General features: G+C 40.7%; 21 protein-coding genes. 12 read left to right on the top strand and 9 right to left on the bottom strand.

Translation table 11 applies throughout. The features are described from left to right. Positions 1–110: 110 nt before the first annotated feature. From RSJ42_RS04890 to RSJ42_RS04880, 3 genes are read left to right on the top strand one after another with little or no spacing between them, the layout of a single operon-like run. The gene (locus RSJ42_RS04890; RefSeq protein ID WP_410509555.1) at positions 111–1,325 is read left to right on the top strand and encodes a multidrug effflux MFS transporter; all 1,215 of its coding nucleotides are present in this window, start codon (positions 111–113) and stop codon (positions 1,323–1,325) included. A gap of 50 nt (positions 1,326–1,375) precedes the next feature. Beyond that, positions 1,376–1,594, top strand: coding sequence for an antitoxin VapB family protein (locus tag RSJ42_RS04885; RefSeq protein ID WP_410509554.1), 219 nt, complete (start codon positions 1,376–1,378; stop codon positions 1,592–1,594). Further along, the gene (locus RSJ42_RS04880) at positions 1,591–1,974 is read left to right on the top strand and encodes a type II toxin-antitoxin system VapC family toxin (RefSeq protein WP_410509553.1); all 384 of its coding nucleotides are present in this window, start codon (positions 1,591–1,593) and stop codon (positions 1,972–1,974) included. Before RSJ42_RS04885 ends, RSJ42_RS04880 begins: the two co-directional genes overlap by 4 nt. A gap of 304 nt (positions 1,975–2,278) precedes the next feature. Here the strand turns inward: RSJ42_RS04880 and RSJ42_RS04875 are convergent, their stop codons facing one another. The 3 genes from RSJ42_RS04875 to RSJ42_RS04865 all read right to left on the bottom strand — a co-directional run bounded on the left by RSJ42_RS04875 (position 2,279) and on the right by RSJ42_RS04865 (position 6,308). Beyond that, entirely contained in the window at positions 2,279–2,947 is a 669-nt protein-coding gene (locus RSJ42_RS04875; protein ID WP_410509552.1) for a flavodoxin family protein, read from the bottom strand. 291 nt (positions 2,948–3,238) lie between these two features. Then, positions 3,239–5,629, bottom strand: a complete 2,391-nt coding sequence (gene lon, locus RSJ42_RS04870) for an endopeptidase La (protein WP_410509551.1) — start codon at positions 5,627–5,629, stop codon at positions 3,239–3,241. Between the two features lie 262 nt (positions 5,630–5,891). Then, positions 5,892–6,308 carry a MarR family winged helix-turn-helix transcriptional regulator gene (locus RSJ42_RS04865; protein ID WP_410509550.1) on the bottom strand — a complete coding sequence of 139 codons (417 nt, stop codon included), beginning with the start codon at positions 6,306–6,308 and terminating at the stop codon, positions 5,892–5,894. A 175-nt stretch (positions 6,309–6,483) separates the two neighbouring features. Between RSJ42_RS04865 and RSJ42_RS04860 the strand changes: the two genes are divergently transcribed. After that, complete coding sequence (locus RSJ42_RS04860) at positions 6,484–7,005, top strand: protein-tyrosine phosphatase family protein (RefSeq protein WP_410509549.1); 522 nt, start codon at positions 6,484–6,486, stop codon at positions 7,003–7,005. Positions 7,006–7,240: 235 nt separating this feature from the next. Here the strand turns inward: RSJ42_RS04860 and RSJ42_RS04855 are convergent, their stop codons facing one another. Together RSJ42_RS04855 and RSJ42_RS04850 are read right to left on the bottom strand one after the other, a co-directional pair. Next, the gene (locus RSJ42_RS04855) at positions 7,241–8,533 is read right to left on the bottom strand and encodes a Fic family protein (protein WP_410509548.1); all 1,293 of its coding nucleotides are present in this window, start codon (positions 8,531–8,533) and stop codon (positions 7,241–7,243) included. A gap of 361 nt (positions 8,534–8,894) precedes the next feature. Further along, entirely contained in the window at positions 8,895–9,104 is a 210-nt protein-coding gene (locus RSJ42_RS04850; RefSeq protein ID WP_410509547.1) for a hypothetical protein, read from the bottom strand. 430 nt (positions 9,105–9,534) lie between these two features. Between RSJ42_RS04850 and RSJ42_RS04845 the strand changes: the two genes are divergently transcribed. Next, positions 9,535–11,367: a M3 family oligoendopeptidase gene (locus tag RSJ42_RS04845; RefSeq protein ID WP_410509546.1), complete on the top strand. Its 1,833-nt coding sequence runs from the start codon at positions 9,535–9,537 to the stop codon at positions 11,365–11,367. Positions 11,368–11,709: 342 nt separating this feature from the next. Here the strand turns inward: RSJ42_RS04845 and RSJ42_RS04840 are convergent, their stop codons facing one another. Then, positions 11,710–11,916, bottom strand: a complete 207-nt coding sequence (locus RSJ42_RS04840) for a hypothetical protein (RefSeq protein WP_410509545.1) — start codon at positions 11,914–11,916, stop codon at positions 11,710–11,712. Positions 11,917–12,456: 540 nt separating this feature from the next. Here RSJ42_RS04840 and RSJ42_RS04835 point away from each other — a divergent pair. Further along, on the top strand, positions 12,457–13,821 hold the full coding sequence (locus RSJ42_RS04835) for a hypothetical protein (protein WP_410509544.1): 1,365 nt from the start codon (positions 12,457–12,459) through the stop codon (positions 13,819–13,821). 331 nt (positions 13,822–14,152) lie between these two features. Continuing rightward, positions 14,153–15,337 (top strand): tetratricopeptide repeat protein, encoded by a 1,185-nt coding sequence (locus RSJ42_RS04830; RefSeq protein ID WP_410509543.1) that lies wholly within the window; start codon positions 14,153–14,155, stop codon positions 15,335–15,337. Positions 15,338–15,493: 156 nt separating this feature from the next. Here the strand turns inward: RSJ42_RS04830 and glgP are convergent, their stop codons facing one another. Next, positions 15,494–17,173: an alpha-glucan family phosphorylase gene (gene glgP / locus RSJ42_RS04825; protein WP_410509542.1), complete on the bottom strand. Its 1,680-nt coding sequence runs from the start codon at positions 17,171–17,173 to the stop codon at positions 15,494–15,496. A gap of 607 nt (positions 17,174–17,780) precedes the next feature. Between glgP and RSJ42_RS04820 the strand changes: the two genes are divergently transcribed. Next, a complete protein-coding gene (locus tag RSJ42_RS04820) occupies positions 17,781–18,770 on the top strand; it encodes a PAS domain-containing protein (RefSeq protein ID WP_410509541.1) in 990 nt (329 codons plus the stop codon). 346 nt (positions 18,771–19,116) lie between these two features. After that, entirely contained in the window at positions 19,117–19,557 is a 441-nt protein-coding gene (locus RSJ42_RS04815; protein ID WP_410509540.1) for a pyridoxamine 5'-phosphate oxidase family protein, read from the top strand. Positions 19,558–20,210: 653 nt separating this feature from the next. Here RSJ42_RS04815 and RSJ42_RS04810 read toward each other — a convergent pair. Then, positions 20,211–20,864 carry a fasciclin domain-containing protein gene (locus RSJ42_RS04810; RefSeq protein ID WP_410509539.1) on the bottom strand — a complete coding sequence of 218 codons (654 nt, stop codon included), beginning with the start codon at positions 20,862–20,864 and terminating at the stop codon, positions 20,211–20,213. 580 nt (positions 20,865–21,444) lie between these two features. Beyond that, positions 21,445–22,065: a nucleoside deaminase gene (locus RSJ42_RS04805; protein WP_410509538.1), complete on the bottom strand. Its 621-nt coding sequence runs from the start codon at positions 22,063–22,065 to the stop codon at positions 21,445–21,447. Between the two features lie 150 nt (positions 22,066–22,215). On the opposite strand from RSJ42_RS04805, the gene RSJ42_RS04800 reads away from it, so the two are divergent. The 3 genes from RSJ42_RS04800 to RSJ42_RS04790 all read left to right on the top strand — a co-directional run bounded on the left by RSJ42_RS04800 (position 22,216) and on the right by RSJ42_RS04790 (position 24,034). Beyond that, positions 22,216–22,620 carry a pyridoxamine 5'-phosphate oxidase family protein gene (locus RSJ42_RS04800; protein WP_410509537.1) on the top strand — a complete coding sequence of 135 codons (405 nt, stop codon included), beginning with the start codon at positions 22,216–22,218 and terminating at the stop codon, positions 22,618–22,620. Positions 22,621–22,748: 128 nt separating this feature from the next. Then, the gene (locus tag RSJ42_RS04795) at positions 22,749–22,973 is read left to right on the top strand and encodes a hypothetical protein (protein WP_410509536.1); all 225 of its coding nucleotides are present in this window, start codon (positions 22,749–22,751) and stop codon (positions 22,971–22,973) included. A 203-nt stretch (positions 22,974–23,176) separates the two neighbouring features. Continuing rightward, complete coding sequence (locus tag RSJ42_RS04790; protein WP_410509535.1) at positions 23,177–24,034, top strand: DUF1638 domain-containing protein; 858 nt, start codon at positions 23,177–23,179, stop codon at positions 24,032–24,034. Positions 24,035–24,206: the final 172 nt, after the last annotated feature.

The following is a 24,206-nucleotide window of genomic DNA, read 5'->3' as shown; positions in this document are numbered from 1 at the left end:
GCATCATACCGTTTGATATAACCATCATACTGTCTGATATAACCATCATGCTGCCTGATATTCAGTTATTATTAACCATTTAATTATTCAAAATTAGAAAGGACCTTGCTATGTATTCTCATCAAAAAATAGATAAATCCAATGAAAAATTAAAAAGTAATCTAAAAGGGACTTTACCGTTGCTGGCTCTTTTAACAGCCTTTCCTGCAATGTCAACGGATATGATCCTTCCTGCAGTCCCGTCACTTGCTGAGATGTGGAATCAGCCACTGTCCGTAATCAACCTGATACTGGTCTGTTTTTTCGTAACTTATGGTTTCTCCCTCTTGTTTTACGGCCCGATTTCTGACCGTTTCGGCAGGCGACGCCCTCTTCTTGCAGGGCTTTCGGTATATATAGCTGCAAGCATGCTCTGTGCCTTTGCAACAAACGCTCCCATGCTGATAGGCTTCCGGATACTTCAGGCTGCAGGAGCTGCTGCAAGTTCTTCTATTTCTATGGCTATGACCAAAGACATTTTCTCAGGGCATGAAAGGGAAAGAATTCTGGCTTACACAGCTGTAATTATGGCTCTTGCCCCTATGATTGCTCCCGTACTTGGAGGCTGGATTCTCACTGATTTTTCCTGGCAGTGGATTTTCCTGATTCAGGCAGTTATGGGAGTTATCGGAATAATTGGAGTCCTTCGTTTTCCGGAAACGCTCTCCAGGGTGTCCGACCTTCCACTGTCCCGGATGATGCACAGCTACGGCAGACTGCTGTTTAACCCCTCATACATTGCCATGGTTCTTGTCATGTCAGCCAGCCTTTTCCCGCTTTACAGTTTTATTGCAGGCTCTTCTGCCATTTATGTTAACGGGTTCGGTTTGAGCGAACAGAAGTACAGTTATTTCTTTGCCTTTAATGCACTTGCCCTCATGGTAGGTTCTTTCTCCTGCCTTAAGCTGTCGAGAAGTATCAGTTCGGGAAGCCTGATGACTATCGGATTTGCCGGAGTTTTCCTTGGCGGAGTTTTCATCCTTCTAACCGGGCAGCATGGCCCCTGGAGCTTTGCTCTGCCCATGTTCCTGATTACATTTTCCCTGGGCCTGAGCCGCCCCCCAAGCAATAATTTCGTGCTCGAGCAGGTCGACCGTGATGCAGGCTCTGCTTCTTCTTTGCTGATCTTCTGCTACTTTACTCTCGGAGCTGTGGGTATGTGGTTTATCTCCCTTGATTGGGCAGATAAAATCCCGGTTCTAGGAACAATTGCTCTCAGCTGCGGGGCTATGGTGCTTGCTGCGTGGTTTATTTTGCAGAAAAAAGGAATCAAAGGGGCTGCCTGAACTATGGGTAAACGATAAAACTTTATTTCTGTGCATGCATACACAGATATATGAGTACAAAGACGATCTCCATTCGAGATGATACATATGACCTCCTAAAAAATGTAAAAAGAGAAGGAGAAAGTTTCAGCGACGTTATTGACCGTTTGATTAAAAAAGAAAAGAGAGACCTGTCAGCTTATTTCGGATCCCTGGACAATGAGGCTCTTCTGGAAGGGTTGGAGGAAGACTCCAGGAAAATAAGGGAATTTTCGAGGCTCAGGATATGATCTTACTTGACACCAGCGTCCTGATTGACTTTTTCAGGGGTGTGGAAAAGACCCGTGAATTCATGAATAACGATGTGGCGACTACTGTTATAACTTATTATGAAATCATCTCAGGGGTCAAACATAGAAAAGCCAGAAAAGAAGAACGATTCTTCAGGAGGTTCTTTTCCGAAATCGATGTGCTGGACTTTGATCTAAAGGCTGCGGAAGAAGCAAGCGATATAATGGGCAGGTTGCTGAGTATCGGGACTCCTGTGAACAGTATGGATGTCCTTATAGCAGGCATAGCTGTGGCAAACGGTGCAGAAAAAATTATTTCCAGGGATAAGGATTTTATCAACATTGGCCAGGTTTCCAATCTGGAAGTTTTAGTCTATTAATTTACATTTTTTTATCAATTACTTTCCCTGCATTTTCAGGTCTGAATCACTAATTACGAATCTACTGCCCTTTTTCTCTCCTCTCAAGATAACTGATTTAAAAGTTACATATGGTGAGTTTCGCTCAAGAATATTCGTAAGAATCCACCCGTACAACGTTATTAGCTTTACCGGGTCTGTCCAACTTTTTCCTTCAATTTCTTTCGTTTTTAGGAAGAAACGCCAAGCAAGCTGGCGGGGCTTTCAATATTGCAGAATTAAAAAAATAAGTTTTCGGGATAAAGTAACTCAAATTTTATTGCTTTTATTCCTGTGTCTCCAGAGATTTTTGCTTCTTTAAGAACCTGGCACCCATTTCAAAAGCCTTCTCACAGTCCTGCGGAAACACTTCCTTTCGTCTCTTCGCTTTTTCTTCAGGATCAAACCTGTCTGCAACATACTTTGAATAGTCATCAAACTGATAGGTGTCCGTGCTGTACAGCGTCTCAGAATCTCCAAAAATTCTCTTTGCAAGATTTTCATTCAATTCAATGGTTTTCCTGAGCCCAAAAAAATCGAAAAATTCTTCCTTTGCCCCCATAGTGTAGATGAAACCGACAGGGATATTTTTCGGATAGAGCGAAGGTGTTTCATCGGAATAGACAAGGTACGGGAATATATAGCGTTCCATGAATGACCTCATCTCGCCTGTAGAAGTTCCAAGGTATATAGGCGATCCAAGTATTACTGCATCGGCGTCTTCCAGTTTCTCCAGCACTGGTGTGAGATCGTCACGCATTGCGCATTTCCCATAGCTTTTACCATCCTTTAGTTTGCAGGCAAAGCAACTTATACATCCTTTGAAATCAAGGTCATAGAGATGGATCATTTCCGTTTCCGCGCCCTCCGAAGCTGCTCCTTCAAGGGCTTTCTCAAGCAGGGTTGCCGTGTTCCATGTCTTGCGAGGACTTCCGTTTATTGCTATCACTTTCATGATTTTACCTCATGTTTTCACCCTTTTTCATCAAGTGAATTTTTAATGATATGATTTCATCTACAATCAGTTTTTCTGAGTTTAATCAAAAGAACAGATGATTTAAGTGAGTTAATACAGAAAATTAAACGAATTAATATAGAAAAAGAAATTTTCAAAAAAAGAGAATTTTTCAAAAAAAAGATTTTTTCATTACATATTCATGCATTTTCATAATATCTTAAAAATATACAGGAATGGACAGTTACGGTACTGGCAGACCGTAACACGACCATTCCTTACCTGCGGATTTTAATAGTTTTGTGCAGGAGCGAAATTATTTCCTGCAAAGGAAATCACCGGTCTCGGCAGATCAAGATCCAGTGCTTCTTTCAGGACCTCTTCAATGGTCTCTACAGGGACGAATTTAAGTTCGTTTCTGACTTCTTCAGGCACGTCCTCAAGGTCCCTTTCATTTTCTTTTGGCAGGATCACTTTCTTTATGCCTGCCCTGTGGGCTGCAAGAACCTTCTCTTTTATGCCGCCTACAGGCATTACTGCACCGCTCAGGGTGATTTCCCCTGTCATGGCAAGTTTGGGATCAACTGCTTTGCCGGTGATCAGGGATGTAAGGGCAGTAAAGAGCGTCACTCCTGCTGAAGGTCCGTCCTTGGGGGTTGCACCTGAGGGCACGTGGATGTGAACATCGCTTGCAATGAAGTCAAAGCCTTTTGCAACGTTTGCAAGCCTTGACCTTGCCAGGCTCATGGAGATCTGTGCGGACTCTTTCATTACGTCCCCTAGCTGACCTGTAAGCGTAAGCTTCCCGGTTCCGGGCATGAATGTGCCTTCAATGAAGAGAATATCTCCTCCGACCGGTGTCCAGGCAAGCCCTGTTACAACTCCGGGCACGTTCTCTTTTCTGGCCTCTTCCTGCCTGATTATTTCTTTTCCGAGGACCTCTTTGAGCATATCCGCTTTAACCACGTAAGGAAGCTCAACCTTTCCTGACACGATCTTTTCGGACACAAACCTTGCAGTCTTTGCAAGCTGCTTCTTAAGGCCACGGACTCCTGCTTCACGCGTATATTTGTCGATGATTACCTTCATGGCTTCATCTTCAATCTGGAGCTTATCGGCATCAAGGCCGTGGTCTTCCAGTATGGTAGGTAGCAGGTGGTCTTTTGCAATTGCAAGCTTTTCGTTTTTAGTGTAACCTGAGATCTCGATTGTTTCCATCCTGTCAAGGAGAGGCCATGGGATGCTTGCCAGTGAGTTAGCAGTGGCTATGAAGAGTACGTCGGAAAGGTCATACGGGACTTCCAGGTAGTGGTCCGAGAATGTGCTGTTCTGTTCGGGGTCAAGGACTTCGAGAAGGGCGCTTGCAGGATCTCCAGAGTAAGAAGCTGAAAGCTTGTCGATTTCATCAAGGATGAAGACCGGGTTTTTCGTACCTGCCTTTCTCATTCCCTGGATAATTCTTCCCGGAAGGGCGCCTACGTATGTTCTCCTGTGTCCTCTGATTTCTGCTTCGTCTTTCACGCCGCCGAGGCTGGCTCTGACGTACTGCCTGCCAAGGGCATCTGCAATACTCTTTCCGAGGCTGGTTTTACCGGTTCCGGGAGGTCCAGTAAGGAGCAGAATTGAGCCCTGCTTGTCATGTTTCAGTTTCATTACCGCAAGATGCTGGATTATCCTTTCCTTGACCTTTTCAAGCCCGTTGTGGTTTTCCTCAAGCACACGGCGGGCTTCGGCAATGTCGATGCTCTTCTTTTCTTCGGTTATCCAGGGCAGGTCGAGCATAAGGTCCAGATAATTTCTGATGACAGAGCTCTCAGGGTTATGTGGGCCTCCGGTTTCGAGCTTCTTAAGCTCTGCAAGAGCTTTCTTTTTTACCTCTTCAGGCATCTTAGAGTTTTCGATCCTTTCACGGTAATTTGCCTCGCCCGAAGCGCCATCTTCGCCGCCGTTAAGCTCTTCCTGAATCATCTTAAGCTGTTCACGCAGCATGGCTTCACGGTTCGACTTGCTTATCTTATCGGTAACTTTTTTTGCCATTTCCATCTGGAAATTGATGTTTTCTTTCTGCTTCATCAGGATCTCAAAGAATGTAAGATACCTTTCACGAACAGAGACTGTTTCCAGAAGGTCCTGCTTTTCTGCAAGCTTTATTGGCATATACGGCATAACATATCCGATTAGCTGGTCAATAGATTCCATCTTCTCTATTGGCCTGGTAAACTGTTCGGAGCCCTGAAAGCGGCTGCTTATCTCATGGATTGCCTTTTTTATGTTCCCCATCATTTCTGCCTGGACGTCTTCATCAAGGTCAGGGACATCAAATACGGGCTTGAATTCGGCAAAAAACAATCCATTTTTCCGGTATACAGAGACCGCTTCTACCCTCTGGACAGCCTTCGCAATAACGAGATATCCGCCGTCATCAGCAGGCTGCACATACCCGATTTTAAGCAGGTTTCCTGTTCTATACATGCTGTCTTCCGTTATCTCTGAGGGATTTGTGCTGCTTTTTACTGTGAGCCCGACAGCGTGTACGGATTCGGAAGTTTTCATTTCTTTTAGAAGAATTTCTCCCGTAACCTTGTCAGCCAGGAATTTAGCCCGGCTACGCGGATAAACCACAATATCAAAGAGCGGCATTACAAGGCTTTCTCTGTTAGCGTAAGTTTGTTCTGAATACATTGTCAATCGTCTCAATTATTATCAAAAATGTCGTCCCGGTTATCCGGTTATTTTTCAGTGGTTTCTTAGTTTCAGTATTCAGGTTGTTTCGATTATTTCCGGTTAGTTCGATTATTTTCGGTTAGTTCGATTATTTTCGGTTAGTTCGATTGTTCAAATTCTTCTTTCCGGTTTCTTCAGGAATTCAGTTTTCGGTATTTAGTTCGAATTAACCTAACTATTATAGCCGACAAAAAAATCCAGCGCAAAATCGACAAAAAAATTACTTTACTTTCCCCAGAATCCTGATCAGAGCTTCAATCTCTTCTTCATTCAACGAATCTGCCATTTTCTCAATAACCCTCAATAAAGCGCTTTCTTCGGCACGCGCTATCCTCTGTCCTTTTTCGGTCAGGCGGATATAAAAAATTCTGCCGTCATCAGGGCACTTTTCCCTGTACACGCACTCCATTTTGACGAATTTGTTGACCATCTCCGTGATGGTGGGTTTTGAGTTCCTGGTGATTTTCGCAAGACTGCTGAACGTTACTTCCCCGTGCTCATCTATCACTTTCAGATATCCGATCTGCTTTACAGTGATATCGGATATCCCGCATTCAGAGAAGATCTCACAAGAGCACTCGCTTTTGATTTTGATCAGGTTTTCAAAGACTATGAACAAATGCTCTTTCGCTGTCATATCCAGATCAGGGTTGTTAGTTAGGCATTACCTAATTAAATAGTTTGTGGTTAGCGGGAAATTTGGCTGGAATTGGAAGGTAAGTGGAATTTTTCATATCAGTATTTATTCTCCAACCTCCCAGCCCCCATAATCAACTGATGAAAATTTATATCCCTTTTCTCATACTCTTAGCATGATGCACTCTTTGTTAAGTCCAAGGGAGATGCCTTCAATAGAAGGTATCCGAATTCCACTGAACTTCTATGTTGTGCTTAATGAGCCTGTTCCTCTTGCTGGCATGTTTCGCCCTGGGAAATCTACGCCGTGGGAAAAGATTGGTGAAGCTGGTTTTTCAAACGTAGCCTGTCTCAGTAGTTCAGAGGTTTTTTACGACCCATATCCTCTCAAAGTGCTGTTCTCTGTAGAATTAGAAGATCTTTATCATGGTTATGACCCTGAGAATCCTAAAAGAGAGGAGCGGCTTATCAGGCAGGCAGCTGCCGTTATAAGAAATAGAATGGATGAAGGAGAAGGTATTGTTGTCCACTGCATGGGAGGCATAGGCAGGACAGGCACGGTTCTCGGATGTGTACTCAAAGACCTTGGTTTTTCGGCGAAAGAGGTACTTAATTATCTTGATGAAATTAATATGCTGAGAGGTTCTGGAGGGTGGCCGGAAACTGAATGGCAGGAGGAAATGGTACGAAAATACTGACGAAACTTTAAGACTTTTTTGATGATATTTTGATAAATTCTGACGGAAATTGGTAGAAATGCTTTTTTGATATATTTGCAGATTCCTGAGATGTGAGCATTCTGAATTTTGGCTGGAGAGTATGAAGTTGCTCTTTTAGCCTTTCAAAATCATGTGTTTTCTATCAATTTGATAGATATTGATAGATATTGATAGATTCTGATAACAAACCGCTTGGAATAGAGAACCGAGAAACTCAATCCTCCATCTTGTATAAGAAAATAAACTCCTTTCCTGCCTTCCGTTTTTTAACGTATCCCAGTTCTTCCAGCCGGAAAAGGTCACTTCTGGCTGTAGCATACGCCACGCTGTACGTGGTCACTATTTCCTTGATTGTGACGGGTTTTTCAGGCTGCTTTAAAAATTGCTTGAGGATTTCCGCCTGCCTTAAAGTAAGGCCTCCGGATTCTGAAATGACTTTCAGGGCTTGAGACTGTTCTTCTTGTTTTCTTTCCAGATACTCGAGGGTGTCATCAAGAGCTTTTTTTATACAATCCAGGTTGTATTTGATGAAGTATGTAAGATCACCTAAATCATTAGGAGTCCTGTCGGATTCAGCGTAAAGATAGGCATTTCGATACTGTTTTTTTGAACTATTTATTGCTCTTGAAACCGCCATGTACTCGAAAAGCCAGTAATCGTTTTTGAGAAGATACCAGTAAAAAAGAGCCCTTGCGGTCCTGCCGTTGCCATCATTAAAGGGGTGGATGTATCCGATAAGGAAGTGAATAATTATGCCCTTTATCACGGGATGAATGAACTCTTTATCCTTGCTACTGGCAAAATCACATAATTCGTTAACCAGTTTCGGAATTTCTGGGTATTCCACAGGCCTATGAAGCAGTGTCCCGTCATTGGAATATACTGCGATCTCGTTTGTTTCTCTGAAACTGCCTTCATATTCGGGCTTTTCAAGCATTCCATTTGTGATCATCCTGTGAATTTCAAGAATTTTCTCAGGAGTGACGGCTTCATTTTTTAAATCCAAAATGTGTTTTACTGTAGCATAATTATTTATAATCATTTTTTCGTCTTTATTTTTTGGCTTCCTGTCTTCCTGCAGCATCTTCTTTGCGATTTCCCTTGTTGTTGCTGCCCCTTCAATCTGGCTGGAAGCTATTGCTTCTTCCATCAGGGAGCTGATAATGTATTTCCTTCTGTTGTCCTGCAAAGCTTCAAGGCTGCTAAGAAGATTTCCTGCTGCGGACTTGTCAAGGATGTGAAGTTTTTCCTGAAACTCATCTATTAAATTATACTTGAAAACCCAGTCTCCAAATTTTACGGATTTTGCTTTTAATTCTCTAGACACTTTCATGAGGTTCCACATAATGATAGGTTCCAGGGGGAATTTCCTGTATTTCAATTCCTCCCAGTGTAAATACTTCTCATTGTATCTGTGAACCAGCTCTGCAATTTGACTATCATGCAGAAATTTTCCAGCATTTTCAAGGGCTTCTTTTGAATATTCAGGTACTTCCGGGAGTTTCATATTATCAATTTCTATCAACTTGATACTTTTTGATAGATATTGATAGTTTATTTCTTATATTTCTTTCTATCAATTTGATGCTTTTTGATAGGTATTAATCTTCATTGATTGTCTTTTCCCAGCTCTGCATCCTTGATTGATAGTGTTTTTAATCAATTTTTTATCTCTTGCTATCAATTTGAGAGATTCTGATAGATATTGATAATAAAAATATAGATAGACGGCCCCAGATTAGCTAATAAGAACGATTTAGAAAAAATAATTAAAAATAGTGCTTGTTTTTCATTTTCAAAAAGAATCAGATAAATAAGCTACTTACTATACATTTATAGTATCTTTTCCAGACTTCATTACTTATTTTTCAGGCATTATACGCATCATAAAGCTGCCAGATCCATATAATCGTCCATATTAAAAATCCGGCCCCGATAATATGCAAGGCTCCTGTAACCGCGAAAGCTATCCAGATTAAAAATGCCTTTAAAATTTGTCCCTTTACAAGCTGACCACGGCCGGGTACGAAAAAAGAAAACATGGCAGGGATTCCATGTGTCTTTTTACAATAGTTCATAGAATTACCTTTTTCAAGAACTCCTCTTTTTAAGAAGTTATCTCTTTTAAACACTTAATGAGAGAGCAGGTATAAATAAACTGACCTGAAGGCCTTTCTCTTTTAAATTACGTATCTAAATTACGTATTTAATTGCTTACCTAATTACGTTATCTAAACAATGTATCTAAATTACGTCTCAAAAAAGTATATCAAAAAAGTATATCAAAAAAGTATATCAAAAAAGTATATCAAAACAGTATATCAAAACAGTATATCAAAATCATGTATCTAACCTTTATTTCATAAGCCTGCTTTATAAATTTAAAGTTTTAATTTCGCATTTGAATGCTTTTTAAACATCAGGTTAATATGAGTCAGTCCTTATATACTCTCATTCATACGTATCATGTTCGGAGAAATAGGTTGACAATTACTAGGGGCAGGATTTATGGGACAAAATAAAGAGATTAATCCTGAAGAGATTACTACGGAATGGAATGATTCCTATCTTTTCAACAGCACGGAAGATGCCTTGAAAGAGCTAGAAGCATTAAAAGAGAAATCCGGAGAAATAAACCGGACTTTCCGCCCTGAATTCGAGAAACTTTCAGGTCCTATTTTGCTGGAGTATCTGGAAACTGAAAAGGAGTTTTCAAAATCTATTGATGTCCTTTATATTTACGCGTATACTCAGCTAACTAAAAACGTGAATGAGCAGTTTTTTAATTCTCTTCTCACAGAATCTCAGGACCTGATTACGGAACATAAAAAGAACAGTGCTTTTTCAACCGTAAAATTAACAGCGCTTAATAAAGAGGAGTGGGAAAGGCTTTTTTCCGAAGAACCAGAGCTTGAAATGTATCGGCCTTACCTTGAAGCAAACTATATTAGGTTTATGGAACACAGGCCAGTGGATGAAGCTCAGGCTGTATATATTGCAGAGATCGAAAACCAGCGCATGAAACTCGAAACTGAGGCTCTTTCCAGGATCACAAACAAAGTCACCATGGCAGGGAATATAACCCTTGAGAACGGGGAAGAGTTTCAGGTAAATTCCCAGTCCTACAATACTCTGCTTTCAACAGATACAAGCCGGGAAAACAGGAAAAGATGTTATGACAGGAGGTTTTACCACCTTATTAACGAATCCGATTCGATGGCATCTCTCTATTCCGAAAAAGCCAGGCTTGACGATCTCGTCGCAAAAGAGCTGAAATACGAAGATTATTACGAATCCAGCCTGTTCAACTTTTACCTCAAAAAGAAGCAGATTGATGATATGAATGCTGTTTTTAAGGAAAGAAAAGATATATTTGAGGATTATAACGAGTTCAGGAGAAAAAAGCTCGGGCTTGAAAAGCTCAGACCTTATGACCTTATGCTGCAACTGGCGGATCAGCTTGGCAAAAATTATTCTTATATGGACGCTGTTGAAGAAATCCAGAAGTCTTATTCCGGAATGGACCCCCGTTTTAACGAGATTTTCTTAAAAATGGTAACCGGAAATTTCATAGATGTGTATCCTGATCCCGAGCACGGGAAACAGCCAGGAGGTTACTGTTACGGGCTCTGTGCACTGCAGTCTCCGGCTTTGATTTTTATGAACTACAACGGCATCATCAGCGACCAGAAAACCCTTACTCACGAACTTGGGCATGGGATTAATGATTACCTGGTTGGGAATTCCGTAGATTATCTATATTGCTCAGGCCAGATCTACGAAATGGAGGTTCCTTCCACTTTCAATGAAGAGCTTTTTGTTGATTACATAATTGAAAATTCCGATAAAGAAACAGCAGTTGCTATGCTTGCCCAGCACATAGGAGAATACCAGAACTACTTTACCAGGCAGCCAATGATTGCGGAATTCGAGTATAAGGCTCACCAGCTCTGCGCTGAAAAAGGGAAAGTAAGTGGAACTGAGCTCAATGCACTCTGGACAGACCTCTCAAAAGAATACAGGAGCGAATCCGTTGAATATTATCCGGAAGATTCCGCTGAATGGACCTACATCAACCACATTTACCTAACACATAACTACTATACTTTCAATTACGCAATTTCAAAAGCAATAACTCTCGCTCTCTTCAAACAATACAAAGAAAAGCCGGAAACCTTCAATAAAAACTACATCGCTTATCTCTCTGCAGGTTCTACCATGATCCCTGAAGAAAAACTTAAAAGATATTTCGGGATCGAAATAAACAGGCAGCTCTTTGAAAATGCTACAGGAGTGGTGGAATCGAGGATCAAAGAGTTGAAAGAACTTGAAAACGGATGAGAATCCCAAAATTCCCTTAACCCTTTTCACTTAACTTATTTTTTGATGGCTACTTTTAAACTGTCTCGTTTTAATCCAATTTATCATGGGACCTCCGCCAGCTTGCCTGGCGGCTCTGTAAAAGAGAGGAAAAGAGAAGCCTGAATGGAAAAGTGACATACTTGGTAAAGCGAATGAAGTTGCATGGATTGAGAGATCTGTAAATCAACCCTCTTGAGCAATGTTTGCTGCTAACATCAATAAATTAAATTTACTGCTTTGGCGAGTGCATACTCTCGAATCACAACTGAAAGGTGCACGATTCAGGAGTGAAGCAAAAGTATGACTGGCCAGAATTCTCATTCAGGCGTTGTATGCGTCATAAATCTGTGCGATCCAGACGACAAATCCAATCAAAAATCCAATTCCGATAACACTCATGAATGCACTTAAAAGCAAGGCTGCCCATATTCCCACAGCCTTTAATACATGCCCTTTTACAAGTTGACCCAGACCAGGAATAAAAAAAGAGAATAGGGCTGGAACTCCATGTGTTCTTTTGTAGCTCATAATTCTGCCTCCCTTACCGACTTTCCTGTATTGTTATTATATTGGTGAGTATGGATTTAAATATTAGAGGCATAAACTCATTAAACACTCAACCATATTTTTAGCGTAACCGGTATGAAAAACAATATAAAAGCTAATCCAGTAACACTTTACTTCCTTATTTATTAACTTCCTGTTCGTCCAGAAGACTCTTTTTATTTCTTTCAATTTATAAGCTAAGATTAATATATGTGATAATATTAAACCACTGTTATAATCTTTGCTTCAGCTTGAAAAATGAAAAATCAAGAACCTGTATAGTATAAGCTTCAGTCAGATGTCAGTTATATCTCGAAAAAAATCAGTCAGGTGCCAGTTATATTCTTGAAAAAAAATGCTGAGTTTCCAATTTGAAAATTAATACGAACCAGAATTAGGCGTGAGATTTCAATAAACACTCTCTTGAATGAAGCTCTAAAGCCGATTTTTTCTTCAAGATGATTTCTTTTTCGGTGATAACTCACGGCTCTATGCTTATTTTCAGGTTTTCGGAGTCTCTTTATGGATGAGAAGGATAATAAAAAATCAATACTGGACAATGTTAGGGCTTTATGGAAATCATTGCCAGAAGCCATAAAATTACTTGGTACCATCCTGAGTATAGCCATTGCTCTCAAAGTCCTGTTCCCTGCATCAGCCGTAGGAATTAATTCTTTTGATGCAAGCCCTGAAATTATCGAACCAGGAGAAGTTTCCATTTTAAGCTGGGATATTTCAGGTGCAGATAACGTCACCATGGAGCCTGGCCTGGGATCTGTAAACTCAAGCGGGACATTGTCAGTATCTCCTTCCGAAACAACGACATATAAATTGGTAGCTTCAGGAGGCGGAAAAGAAAAAGTAGCCATGTGTACGGTTACGGTTGAAAAAGAGGATATGCTAATCAGTTCTTTTGATGCTAGCCCGGACTCTATAAAGCCAGGAGAAAGTGCTGTCCTTGACTGGCATGTTTCCGGTGTTTCAAACGTTACTATAGAGCCTGACATAGGAACTGTAGAGCCTGCCGGGACACTGGATGTATCTCCCTCGGCTACCACTTCATATAAGCTTACGGCTTCAAACGGTGATAAAGAAGATGTGGCTTATTGCACGGTTACTGTCAAAGAAAACCCTCTGCCTCCTCAAGAAAATGTGACACCTGAGGAAGAGAAAACTTCGCCTCAGGCCGAGGATCTGCCTACCAGGGAAGAAGAATCAGCATCAAAGGACTTAGCATCAGAGGATCCGGCTTCAGGAGAATTGCCTTCTATCATCTCTTTCAATGCGGACAATGATGTTATCGCAAAAGGAGAGAGTTCTAACTTAACCTGGAGTGTCTCCGATGCTACGGAAATTTCTATAGATCCGGGAATAGGGGCTGTAAGCCTTACAGGCAGCCAGCGCGTATTCCCCGAAGAAACCACAACTTACAGGCTGACAGCTTCAAACAGCGCAGGAAGCGTCAGTGCTACCAAGGTTGTATATGTGGAAGAGCCTCCAGCGTCAACCTCTCCTGTTGTTCTTACCGCTCCAGAGCAGGTTTCCCCGGTAAGCGGAGAGGAATTCGACAGCTCTGCTGCACAGGCTGCACTTAAATGGAAAGCTGTTTCAGGCGCTGCAAGTTACACGGTAGAAATCGGCTCTTATGATTCAAGCACAGGCCAGTGGCTTCCGGCATCTTCAGGGTCCGATGCGGTCTCAGGGATATCAAGAACCAGTTACTCCTTTAAGTTTGCAGAGGGCGCAGACAGGTACCGCTGGAGGGTGTGGGCTGTAGGTCCCGAAGGCGAGGAAGGCGCTAAGAGCGGCTGGTGGACTTTCAGTTATAAGCCTGTCTCCGGCACAGAAGCTGAAGGTGAGGAAACTGGAAATACTTCTACTGCATAACTTATTTCCATTTTTGATGCAAGGTTTTTTAAGTTAATAACCGGATGATATCCGGTTAATTCTTTTTATTAATTATTTTTAGTATTTCTTGCATACTTTTGTGCATTTTTTGCCCACATATTTTATCCTGGAAATTTGAAAATTTAAAGCTAAGAATTGGAGGTAAAAATAATTGCGGGTTTGAAAAGACCTGGTTTGAAAAGACTTATATTCTCAGGCTCTAAAATGTCCTGAACAATACATTTCTAAAGGCTGACTTTTTGTAAAGTACTGATTACGATAGAAATTGAACTTCGAAAAAACAGGATTTCACAAATAATCTACAATGACTATGAACCACAAAAAGCAAACTGAGAAGTCCTACGAATGGGACCCTCCAGCTCCTTCGACAGTCTATATTAAAATAAAGAACATCCCGTATGAAACCTTCAAAACCAGGATGAACCAGGGACTGGTTACTACTGATCTTGATCAGATAAGGCACCGGCTTGAAAGGCATATCTACTGCTGTGGAGTTTGTTCAAAATACGTGAACGGTTACTGTGTCATTACAAACAGAAAGGCTGAGCCAGGCTGGATCTGCAAGTCCTTTGTGCCAAAAGAGGAATTTACATATCTAGATTCCAGGCCTGATCAGGAAGACTCGACAGAGTTCAGATACCTCTCTGAAACCGGGCTTGAGAAAGATAAGATTGAAAGCGAAGAAGCAGGAGAAAATAGCCCTAAAATTACGGGAACAAAGTCTCTCTACGATGAAGGAGTGACTCTTTACAGACAGGGAAGACTGAGGCTTGCTCTCCAGGCTTTTGACCGTGTGCTTGAAGAAGATCCAGAGGACTTTGCAGCCCTGTTCCATAAAGGGAATTCCCTGTTGAAACTGAAGCGTTATGAAGGAGCCCTTGACACGTTTGAGAGAGCTCTGGAAATCAATCCAGAGAATGCAGGACTATGGACTAACCTGGGATTTATCCTTACGAAACTTGAGCGTTTCAGGGACGCTCTTGAGGCTTTTGAAAAATCCATCTCCCTGAACCCTGTGCAGAAAAACGCCTGGGAAGGCAAGGATGCAGTGCTTGCCAGAATAAACCTGTGCGAGGAAAGGCTTGAAGAATCTGAAAAAGCCCTGAAGAAAAACCCTGGCGATCCGGATGCCCTGTTCGAATTGGGCAAAATCCATCTCAGGCTCGGAGAGCAGGAAAAAGCTGTGCAGGCTTTTAAAAAAGCCCTTGAGATAAAACCCGAAAATGCCGAAGCCTGGCAGTTAAGAGGAAAAGTCCTTTTTAAAGCCGGTTCAGACAGGGAAGCCCTGCATGCCTTTGAAAAGGCAACCCGTATTAAACCTGATTTTGCCGAAGCATGGTATGAAAAAGGAAACGTATTCCTGAAACTTGGTAACCTGAAAGGAGCAGAAAATGCATTTAAGATTGCAGCCAGCCTGTGGGAAGGAAAAGGTATTAAAATAAAAGCTGAAAGTGCCCGTGAGAAGATTAAAAGGCTGGAAGCAGGGAAGGAATAAGTTTTCATTTAAGTTTTCATTTAAGTTTTCATATTTTCTTCCTGAATATTCGAAATGGCTACGGGCAAATGAATTATTTTTGACGCTGACAGCGGGTACAGATTTCTTTCTTCCAGGCAAAGTTAACTTACTTCAGGAAAGTTAAGTTTTCCTGAGTTACAGATATGCGTGCGTAACATAACGCCGCATCATCCTGTGACTGTTGAAATAATAGGCAATCATTCCTATCGAGTTGTTCATCAGTTTCAACCATTCGTCTTTGCGCTCGTAATACATAGGGATGATAATGTAGTAGAGTTTGTTGTAGAGGTCATTAATCTCAGCAAGCCTTGCCTCTTCTCCTGTAAGGTGTTCTTCTGGCTGGGGACCTATCGACCAGCCGGTAACCCCTTCAATCCAGCCTTCAATCCACCATCCGTCAAGTACGCTGAAGTTTACGACTCCATTATGGGCAGCTTTCATGCCGCTGGTACCCGAGGCTTCATAAGGGCGAGTTGGTGTGTTCAGCCAGAGGTCAACACCTGAGACCAATTTTGCAGCCAGGTCCATATCGTAATTTTCCAGGAAGACTATCTTGATTTCGTCCCGGAGTGCTTCTATACCTTTGAAAATATCTCTTATAAGCTGTTTTCCGGCTTCGTCACGGGGATGTGCTTTACCTGCAAAAATAAGCTGAATTTTTCCTCTCCGGTTTATTTTTCTGAGCCTTTCAATATCTGAAAGGATTAAAGTCGCCCTTTTATAAGCTGTCATACGCCGCGCAAAACCTATGGTGAATGTCTCATAATCCATGCCTGCCCCTGTCCTTTCATTCACCTCATCTATAAGGTCTTTTTTTGCATTTCTGCGTGCTTCCCAGATCTTGTCATCCGGGATTCCTCCTACCCTTACCAGGAGTTCGGGTTCATTTGCCCAGCCAGGCAGGTAACGGTCAAAAAGATGCCTGAAGTACTGGCAGGTCCAGGTATAGGAGTGAACACCGTTTGTTATTGCCTGAATTGAATACCCCGGAAAGAGTTCGCATGATACTCGACTATGCCTTTTTGTTACACCATTAACATAGTTGGACAGGTTGAGTGCAAAAAGGCTTGTATTAAAGCGGTCAGTCCCACCAAAATTTCTAAGGATATCCACATCATTTTCATCCCGAATCAGGTCTTTGACAAGTCCGTAATCAAACTTATCATGCCCGGCTTCTACAGGAGTATGGGTGGTAAAAATGCATAACTCTTTTACTTTGTCACATTCTTTTCCATTCCTTTTTAAAAGCTCAAGAGCAAGCAGGCTTGAATGTCCTTCGTTCATATGGTACTTTCTAACCTTAAAACCAAGCGCTTCAAGCATGCGTACTCCCCCTATCCCGAGCACTATTTCCTGCTTGAGCCTGTAAGCCTGGTCACCCCCGTAAAGATAATCCGTTATCCTGCGGTCTTCAGCAGAGTTTCCTTCTACGCTGGTATCGAGAAAAATAATAGGTATGCAGCCTCCGGTCAGGCTTTCGCAGTCATAGTGCCATGCATGGACTTTAACCTCTCTGTCCTGGATTTTAACGCTTACTTCCTGCTGTAGCCGTGTCATCAAATTTGAAGGATCCCACTCTTCGGTTAGCTCTGTCTGTGTACCGAAGGTATCAAGCTTTTGCCTGAAATATCCTTTATTACTGATCAGAGTAACTGCTACAAGCGGGATTTTGAGGTCTGCTGCCGAGCGGATAGTATCGCCTGCGAGCACCCCAAGCCCTCCTGCATATGTTGGGATTTCATTTCGAAGTCCAATTTCCATTGAAAAATAAGCTATCTTCTGACCTTTTAATACTCCCTGGAGACCATCTTGCATATCCTTAAACCCCTGCTTCTTTATCTTTTATTGGGTTATGTCTGTAAACATTAAAAACATTCTCTAATAATATTTATAAAGGCGTTTTCAATGATATAAAATTCTACATCCATGTTAACTTTGCAAGCCGGGCTTCATAAAAATACCCATTTCAGAGGCACAGGAAGAAGCCTGTGGTAACCTGGCAGGACAACGCATGGACTATTCTTTTAATTGGAAGACAATTATTATAGAATAAGAGAATTTTTAAAGAATGGGGCTGTCAGGGGAATAAGGTAATAATGGATACTGGCAGTATGAGGCTGAAAAAGTAAATCCGGATTAGTCCTTTTTTATACTTTCTTCTTTATTTTGTTATCTTCATAATTTTATGGATTCAAATTAAATATATATATTTTTCCCTGGGTCTGGACTTTTTTCTCAAATTTAACGATGATGGATACTTTTACATTCGAATACTATTCTGTCTCCGCATCATGATATCTTTTCAGGTTCAAATCACAATCTTTTTTAATTATAACGCTTTTCTATGTTATTGTAGCAAAAAGATTAAATACGCAGAACTTTTTCATAGCTTCCTGTAAAAGGTTTTTGTACGGAGAGTAAAATGGCTAAAGCGGCTTCAGGTTCGGCTAAAAACGGAAATGGCAGGCAGAAACCCTGCAAATACCTCAACGAGATGGCTTTGTGCAATGCACTTGAGATGGCAAAAGAGCTGATCTCTGTTATTAATAAAGTTCCGGTTACTGTTTTTTTATGGCGCCCAGAGAAGTACTGGCCTGCTGACTTTGTCTCTGAGAATGTAAAGCATTTTGGGTACGCTGTAGAAGAGTTCACTTCAGGAAAAGTTCTTTACGGAAATATTGTTCACTCTGATGACTTTGAAAGGGTCGAACGAGAACTCTCCAGAAGGATAGAGGAAGATTATGTTGATTTTTCTCAGGAATACCGCATAGTGACAAAATCCGGGGAAATACGCTGGGTTGAAGAAAGGACATTTATCGAAGCCGATGAAAATGGGGTCGTAAAATATCTTAAAGGCATAATTCTGGATATCACAGAAAGAAAACAAAAAGAGAAGCTGCTTTATATCCAGAGGGACCTTGGGATTGCGCTGAGCACTTCGAATTACCTGGACGAAACACTTGATCGCCTGCTCGATTCGTGCCTTCAGATAGATGAGATTAATGCCGGTGGCATCTATCTGGTTGATGAAGAAACCGGAGATCTGAATCTCGCTATCCACCGTGGTCTTTCTTCTACATTTATTGAGAACGCTTCGTATTATAGTGTGAATTCTCCAAATGCCAAGCTTGTCATGATAGGGCAGCCTGTCTACAAGCAGCATATAGACCTTCTTCTCACTTCCAGAGACGATGTGCTCAGGCAGGAAAATCTTAGAGCTACGGCAATAATACCTGTAAAATACGGAAAAAAGGTTATTGCTGCTTTTTATCTTGCCTCAAAGATGGAGTATGAGCTCTCTGACAGTGTGCGTACTGTCATCGAAACCATTGCAACCCAGTTCGGTGTTTTCATTTCCCGGATAAGGCTTGAAGAAAAACTTAAGGAGTGCGTAAAAAAGAGGAAATCCTGATACTTTCATCTTTTTAATTTAATAGTTCTTTACCGAGCTTTTTTCTATGTTTTTTATTTGGGACGCAATTAAATGTTTGTGGCATTGAATGTGTCCCGCAAAAGATTTTCTTTCCCGATCCTGTTTTATCTGGAGATCCAGCATTTTATAAGTAAAATTTATAAATTTTGTCTCATAACTTGTATGGGGAAAGAATTTCAAATATCAGTGAATTCTTGGTGAATTTTTCCCTTTACATCATTGAAAGATATCCTGGAAAAGTAAGATCCTGAAAAGATAGAGTAAAAATCCTCATGGATCAGGTCTGACTGGATAAAATTAAGGTTAATAATATCTGGTGGGGAATATGACAAAAGGACTTAAAAGTAAGATTTGTGAATACCTTGCAAATCATTATTATCTGAACCTGGCAACAATAAGCCCTGAGGGCAGGCCAATGGCTCATACAATGGCTTATGTCTCAGAGAGTGAAATCGTGTATCTGGCAACCAATAAAAACACCCGAAAGGTCCAGAATATTATGCAAAATCCACAGGTAGCGTTTACTGTAGACGAGGACGATCCTGATTGGTTTAATATGCAGGCTCTTCAGGTCGAAGGCAAAGCATCAATAGTTGCCGATGAGAATGAAATGCGGGAAGTTGGAGAGATTATGGCAGCCAAATTCCCTGTTATTGCAGACTTGCCACCTGATCCGGATACAATCATGATAAAGATAGAGCCCGAGACGGTATATTATCTGGATTATAGCATTGAATTCGGGCACAGGGACAATATAACCTACTGACCTGACAGACTCCCTAAAAAGATGCCTGAATAATTTTTTATTAATATTCTCCTTAAGGAGCCATTTTAAATTATAATTTTTAATTTCTAATTCTAATTACTAATTCATAATTTCTAATTACTAATTCCTAATTTCTAATTTTTTGAGCCTTTTTGCCTTTAATTTTCACTTTTTAATTTTTAACGGCCTATAATCCGTAACTGCGATACCTTTGTATTAATCTTAAAAATAGAAATGATCCTGAAAATAGAGATGCCTTCAAAGGTAAAGCAAGATAAACTAAGTAAAAATAAAAAATAAAAATCAAAAATGAAAATTAAAAATCAAATTGCGGGCGGCCACCCCACCCTAAAGGATGGGGTATGCTTCGGGCCGCCCGCCCGGTTACTTAGGAAAGATGATTAAGTATCCTTTAAAGAGGTTTCATGAACATAAGTGATTGAAATTTTAACCTCGGTTTCCGGTCCAATTTACTATCTCTATACAAGGAAACTATGGTTTAGATATTCAAAGAGAAAAACGAAGAGGCGAGGGTTCACTTCATCCCCTACCTAAAGATAGGGGTATTCGTGACCCTCTGCGCTCCCGTTGTAATAAAATCAAAAATAAAAATTAAAAAAGTAGAAATTAAAAAGCAGAAGCAAAGCCTGCTTTTACAGTGCCGGTGGAAGCAGCACTTCATCTATTCCGTGGATAATACCATTGTTTGCGATTATGTCAGGTTCGACAACATTTGCGGTTCCAATGGTTACTTCATTATCTGTAATACTCACAGGGAGCGTACCTGTCTGCACAGTAGTAAGCGTCTGCCCACTTTCAAGATCAGAAGCCATGTACTCTCCCTCAACAACATGGTATGTCAGCACTTCAGTCAGCTCTTCCTCACTGAGATCTTCAAGCGTGCCTTCAGGAAGGGCATCAAAGGCTTCATTGGTAGGTGCAAAAACAGTGTACGTTCCCTGGTTCAGGGTGTCTTCAAGACCTGCATCCCTCACGACTGAAGCAAATGTAGTGTAACCTGCAGACTCTGCAGCGCCAACTATTGTCTGATTGCCTCCTTCAGCAGTTTCATTTTCTCCAAGCCCCGGCTCTTCTTCACCCGGGATTATTCCCTCTTCTCCTCCAACAGGAGATTCTTCCTCCTGACCGGGTATGGCTCCTTCACCTGCATCTTCACCAGAAGGTTCTTCTTCAACTTCTGTTACGGCAGCCTCTTCAACAGGAGTCACTCCTTCTTCGGTACCTGTTTCTTCCTGAGTATCTTCAGCACAGCCGGAAACGAAAAGCATTCCTGCTATAAGTAACACTATGAGAATTCCAAGTTTCTTAATACTTCTTCCCCCACTTACAATTAAAAGATATACTTTATGATCTATTTTTCATATCACATTATATGCTCTTTTTATTTAACCTTATCTGTTTTTGAGAGAAAATGTCTTTTTAAAAAAATATCTGTTTAAAAATAGTTTCTATTAATAAATCTGTCAGGTATGTTCAAAAAACATGATTCGTATGTTTGCGTTTTTGTATAGTAAACTATAGCCTGGAAGTTTTTTCGAACAAACCGAAATCTTCTCATTTGCAGATTATATCCGCAGATTAATTCGTTGAACGGCTCATTCATTAAAACAGCTCCGGCAGCTCCGGTAAAGTTACTGCATAAGTTACATGAAAGACTCTTTTATTTTAAAGGAATAGCCATACTTCTCTCTTCAGTAATTTTATCAGGGCTTTATCCCGAAAATCTGAAAAACCCTGACGTAAACATTATGCTCTGGTTTATTTTAAATCTGGTTGTTTTAATCCGATATTTTAAATCTGGTTGTTTTTAATCCGATATTTTAAATCTATTATTTTAAATCCGGTTATTTTATAAATGCATGAGTACTATAAGCGGCGTTTTCTCAGAATATCAAGCAGTTCATCTGCATTGATAAGCATAATTTCTGTTGCAGCATTTGAGAGATCCATTGAACAGCGGGCTTTTGAAAAAACCTGTGGCTCAGAAAGCTCCCTCCACAGGGCAGGCATGAGATTTATCGAATCTGACATTCCTCCTATCGGATCGGAAGAAACATATAATACCCTGCCAATACCTGCAGAAATTAGCCTTATAAGACACATAGGGCATGACTCAAGAGATGTATAAAGCGTATAACTCTTCAAAGTTACAATTTGCGGATTTTTTTCTTCAAAATCATTTAATGCTACCATTTCCGCGTGCCGGTCACTTCGAAAAGAAGGGGAATACATAAGGTTATGCCCAAGAGTTACAATTTCTCCATCTGCGTCTGTTATTATACTCCCAACCCCGTAATTCCCCGAATCTACGGATTTCAAAGCAAGTATATCTGTAAGCCAGGCATAGGGGTCATCTACGCATTCCGGATGAAAATTGTACAATTGGAGCCAGTTTTTCCAGTAAATAACCTTTTCGTTTTTAAATCCGGCTCCTGATCCGATTCTTTTCAGTATTTCTTCTCCCATACTCCTGATATCACTGACCATAAATTCTTCTCCTGATCTGAGCAAATAACATTTTTTATTACTTTTTGGCTCTGAAAGGTTATTAAAGTACACAAATAATCTATCTGGTACAGAATTCTAACGCTTAACTATATAAATTTATACTGCAAATCATCCTGATGGTGAAATATTATGGTAAAGTTAAGTGAAGAGATGAAAACCGCTTTTTCGAAAGTAAAGATCTTTCCTGTTGCAACGGCTTCAAAAGAAGGAGTTCCTAACGTAGTACCCATAGGTTTCTGCCAGCTTGTAGATGAAGAAACTATCTGGATAGCAGACAATTTCATGGTCAAATCCCTTGCAAACCTGAAAGAAAACCCAAACGTTGCAATCTATGTATGGGGTCCTGAAACAGGCGGCTGCTTCCAGATAAAAGGAAAATCCACACTTATCAGTTCGGGCGAGAAATTTGATAAGATGAAATCAATCGTAAACGCTGCAAAACCAGGTCTTCCTGCAAAAACTCTCATAGAAGTTGCGATAACCGAAGTATTCCAGTGCGCTCCTGGTCCTGCAGCCGGAAAGAAACTCCTGTGAAACCAATCAATCTGTCCCGGTCTAAATATTCATAATAAATCAGCAGGTAAATAAGTAATTCTCAGAAAGAAGTAAATCTCTGAAATGTATAGATGCATATACTGAATGCAACAATCCGGAGTGAGGAAATGGTTAAGAATAAAGGAAAACCCCGGGGGAAACCTCCAATTTTTTGTGAAAAACTCTGTATTGTCTGTAAAGGTGCAAGAGCAGGCAATAGTGTCTGCAAATCCATCCAGAATCTTGAACTGAAGATCTTCGGGAAAAACGGCTGTATCTGGGGAGCTGCAAGAACAAAATATTACGGAGTTACTCCTGATAAACAGATTCCGGCTAGACTAAAAAATGAGTAAAGAAATAATTCACTGCAGAATAGATTGAGGATGGGCTCAAAATTACCTGTTCATAGCTATTTATTTTGTTAAAGTATTCCTGCCATCTCCTCTTACCTAGCTGTTGCTTTCATTCAGCACTTTGCATTAATTTATTTTTTAAATTTTTCGGATACCCTTCAAAACTGAAACTATAAATGTAAGCATGAAAGACCTGGTATCACATGCCTGTTCTAAGTATTATTGCCTGCGGGATGCTCGAAGATGAGCTTGCACATGTGCTTTCAAGGGACCGTAATATCAAACAGCTAATAGTTGTGGAGAACAGGAATATTTCTGGGCTGCTCCGCAAACTCAGATCCGGAAACAGCATTCCACGAACAGCTCCTCTGGATAGGGTTCCAGTACTCCTTAAAACTGGATTCGATCCTTATTTGCAAGTGTCAAAGTCCCTTAAGAAGTTTCCGTTCATTGAAAAGATGTTCCAGAAAATCGAATCGGAAGCAGAAGAGAGAATAGATGTAGTTGTGAACCTGCTCAGGCTGGGTCTTCATACTGATCTTGAACTGTTGAAATCCGAAGTCTACAAAAGTATCCGGGAAATGGCTGTATTCTCAGATGGAATCCTTATTTTTTATGGAACCTGCGGTCATGTACTTGGGGATCTGGAAAAAGATTTTACAGACATGAAATGTCCTCTTTTTTTTCTAAAAGACAGATCCGGAGAAATTGTTGAGGATTGTATCAGTGCAGCCCTTGGAGGAAACGATGCTTATGCCGAAGCCATGCTTGCATGCAGGGGCAAAGGTACTATTTATCTGACTCCTATGTGGGCTTCGAGCTGGAAAAAATTCGAAATAGAGTCCGGAAACAGGGATTTGAACCACAGGTATTTAAGAAACCCGAGGTATTGCCTGGCTGTAAAAATAGAAACAGGACTATCTTACGAACCTGATTTTCATGAAAACGTCCAGGAGTTTGCCCGTACCTTTGGCATGGAAATTACGGGCATGAAAGGAGGCGCTGAAATTGCGGAATATTCTTATTTTGCTGCAAGAAAAAAAATTGTCAGGAAACCGTGAAATAAAAGCTCTTAAAAATTATAAGGCCAGTCTAAAAATGGTCAAAAAATAAAACTTAAGTTTTTAATATTTAATATTTAAGTTCATTCACATTTATTTTCTGAAATTTGTTAATTAAATAAAATAAGTTAAAGATATATTTCTTTGAATTTATTGAATGTGTTTACTAACT

The organism is Methanosarcina hadiensis (assembly GCF_046529725.1).
Taxonomy (GTDB): domain Archaea; phylum Halobacteriota; class Methanosarcinia; order Methanosarcinales; family Methanosarcinaceae; genus Methanosarcina; species Methanosarcina hadiensis.
Note: the sequence above shows the minus strand (reverse complement) of the source record. Positions and strands in the feature narration are given on the sequence as shown.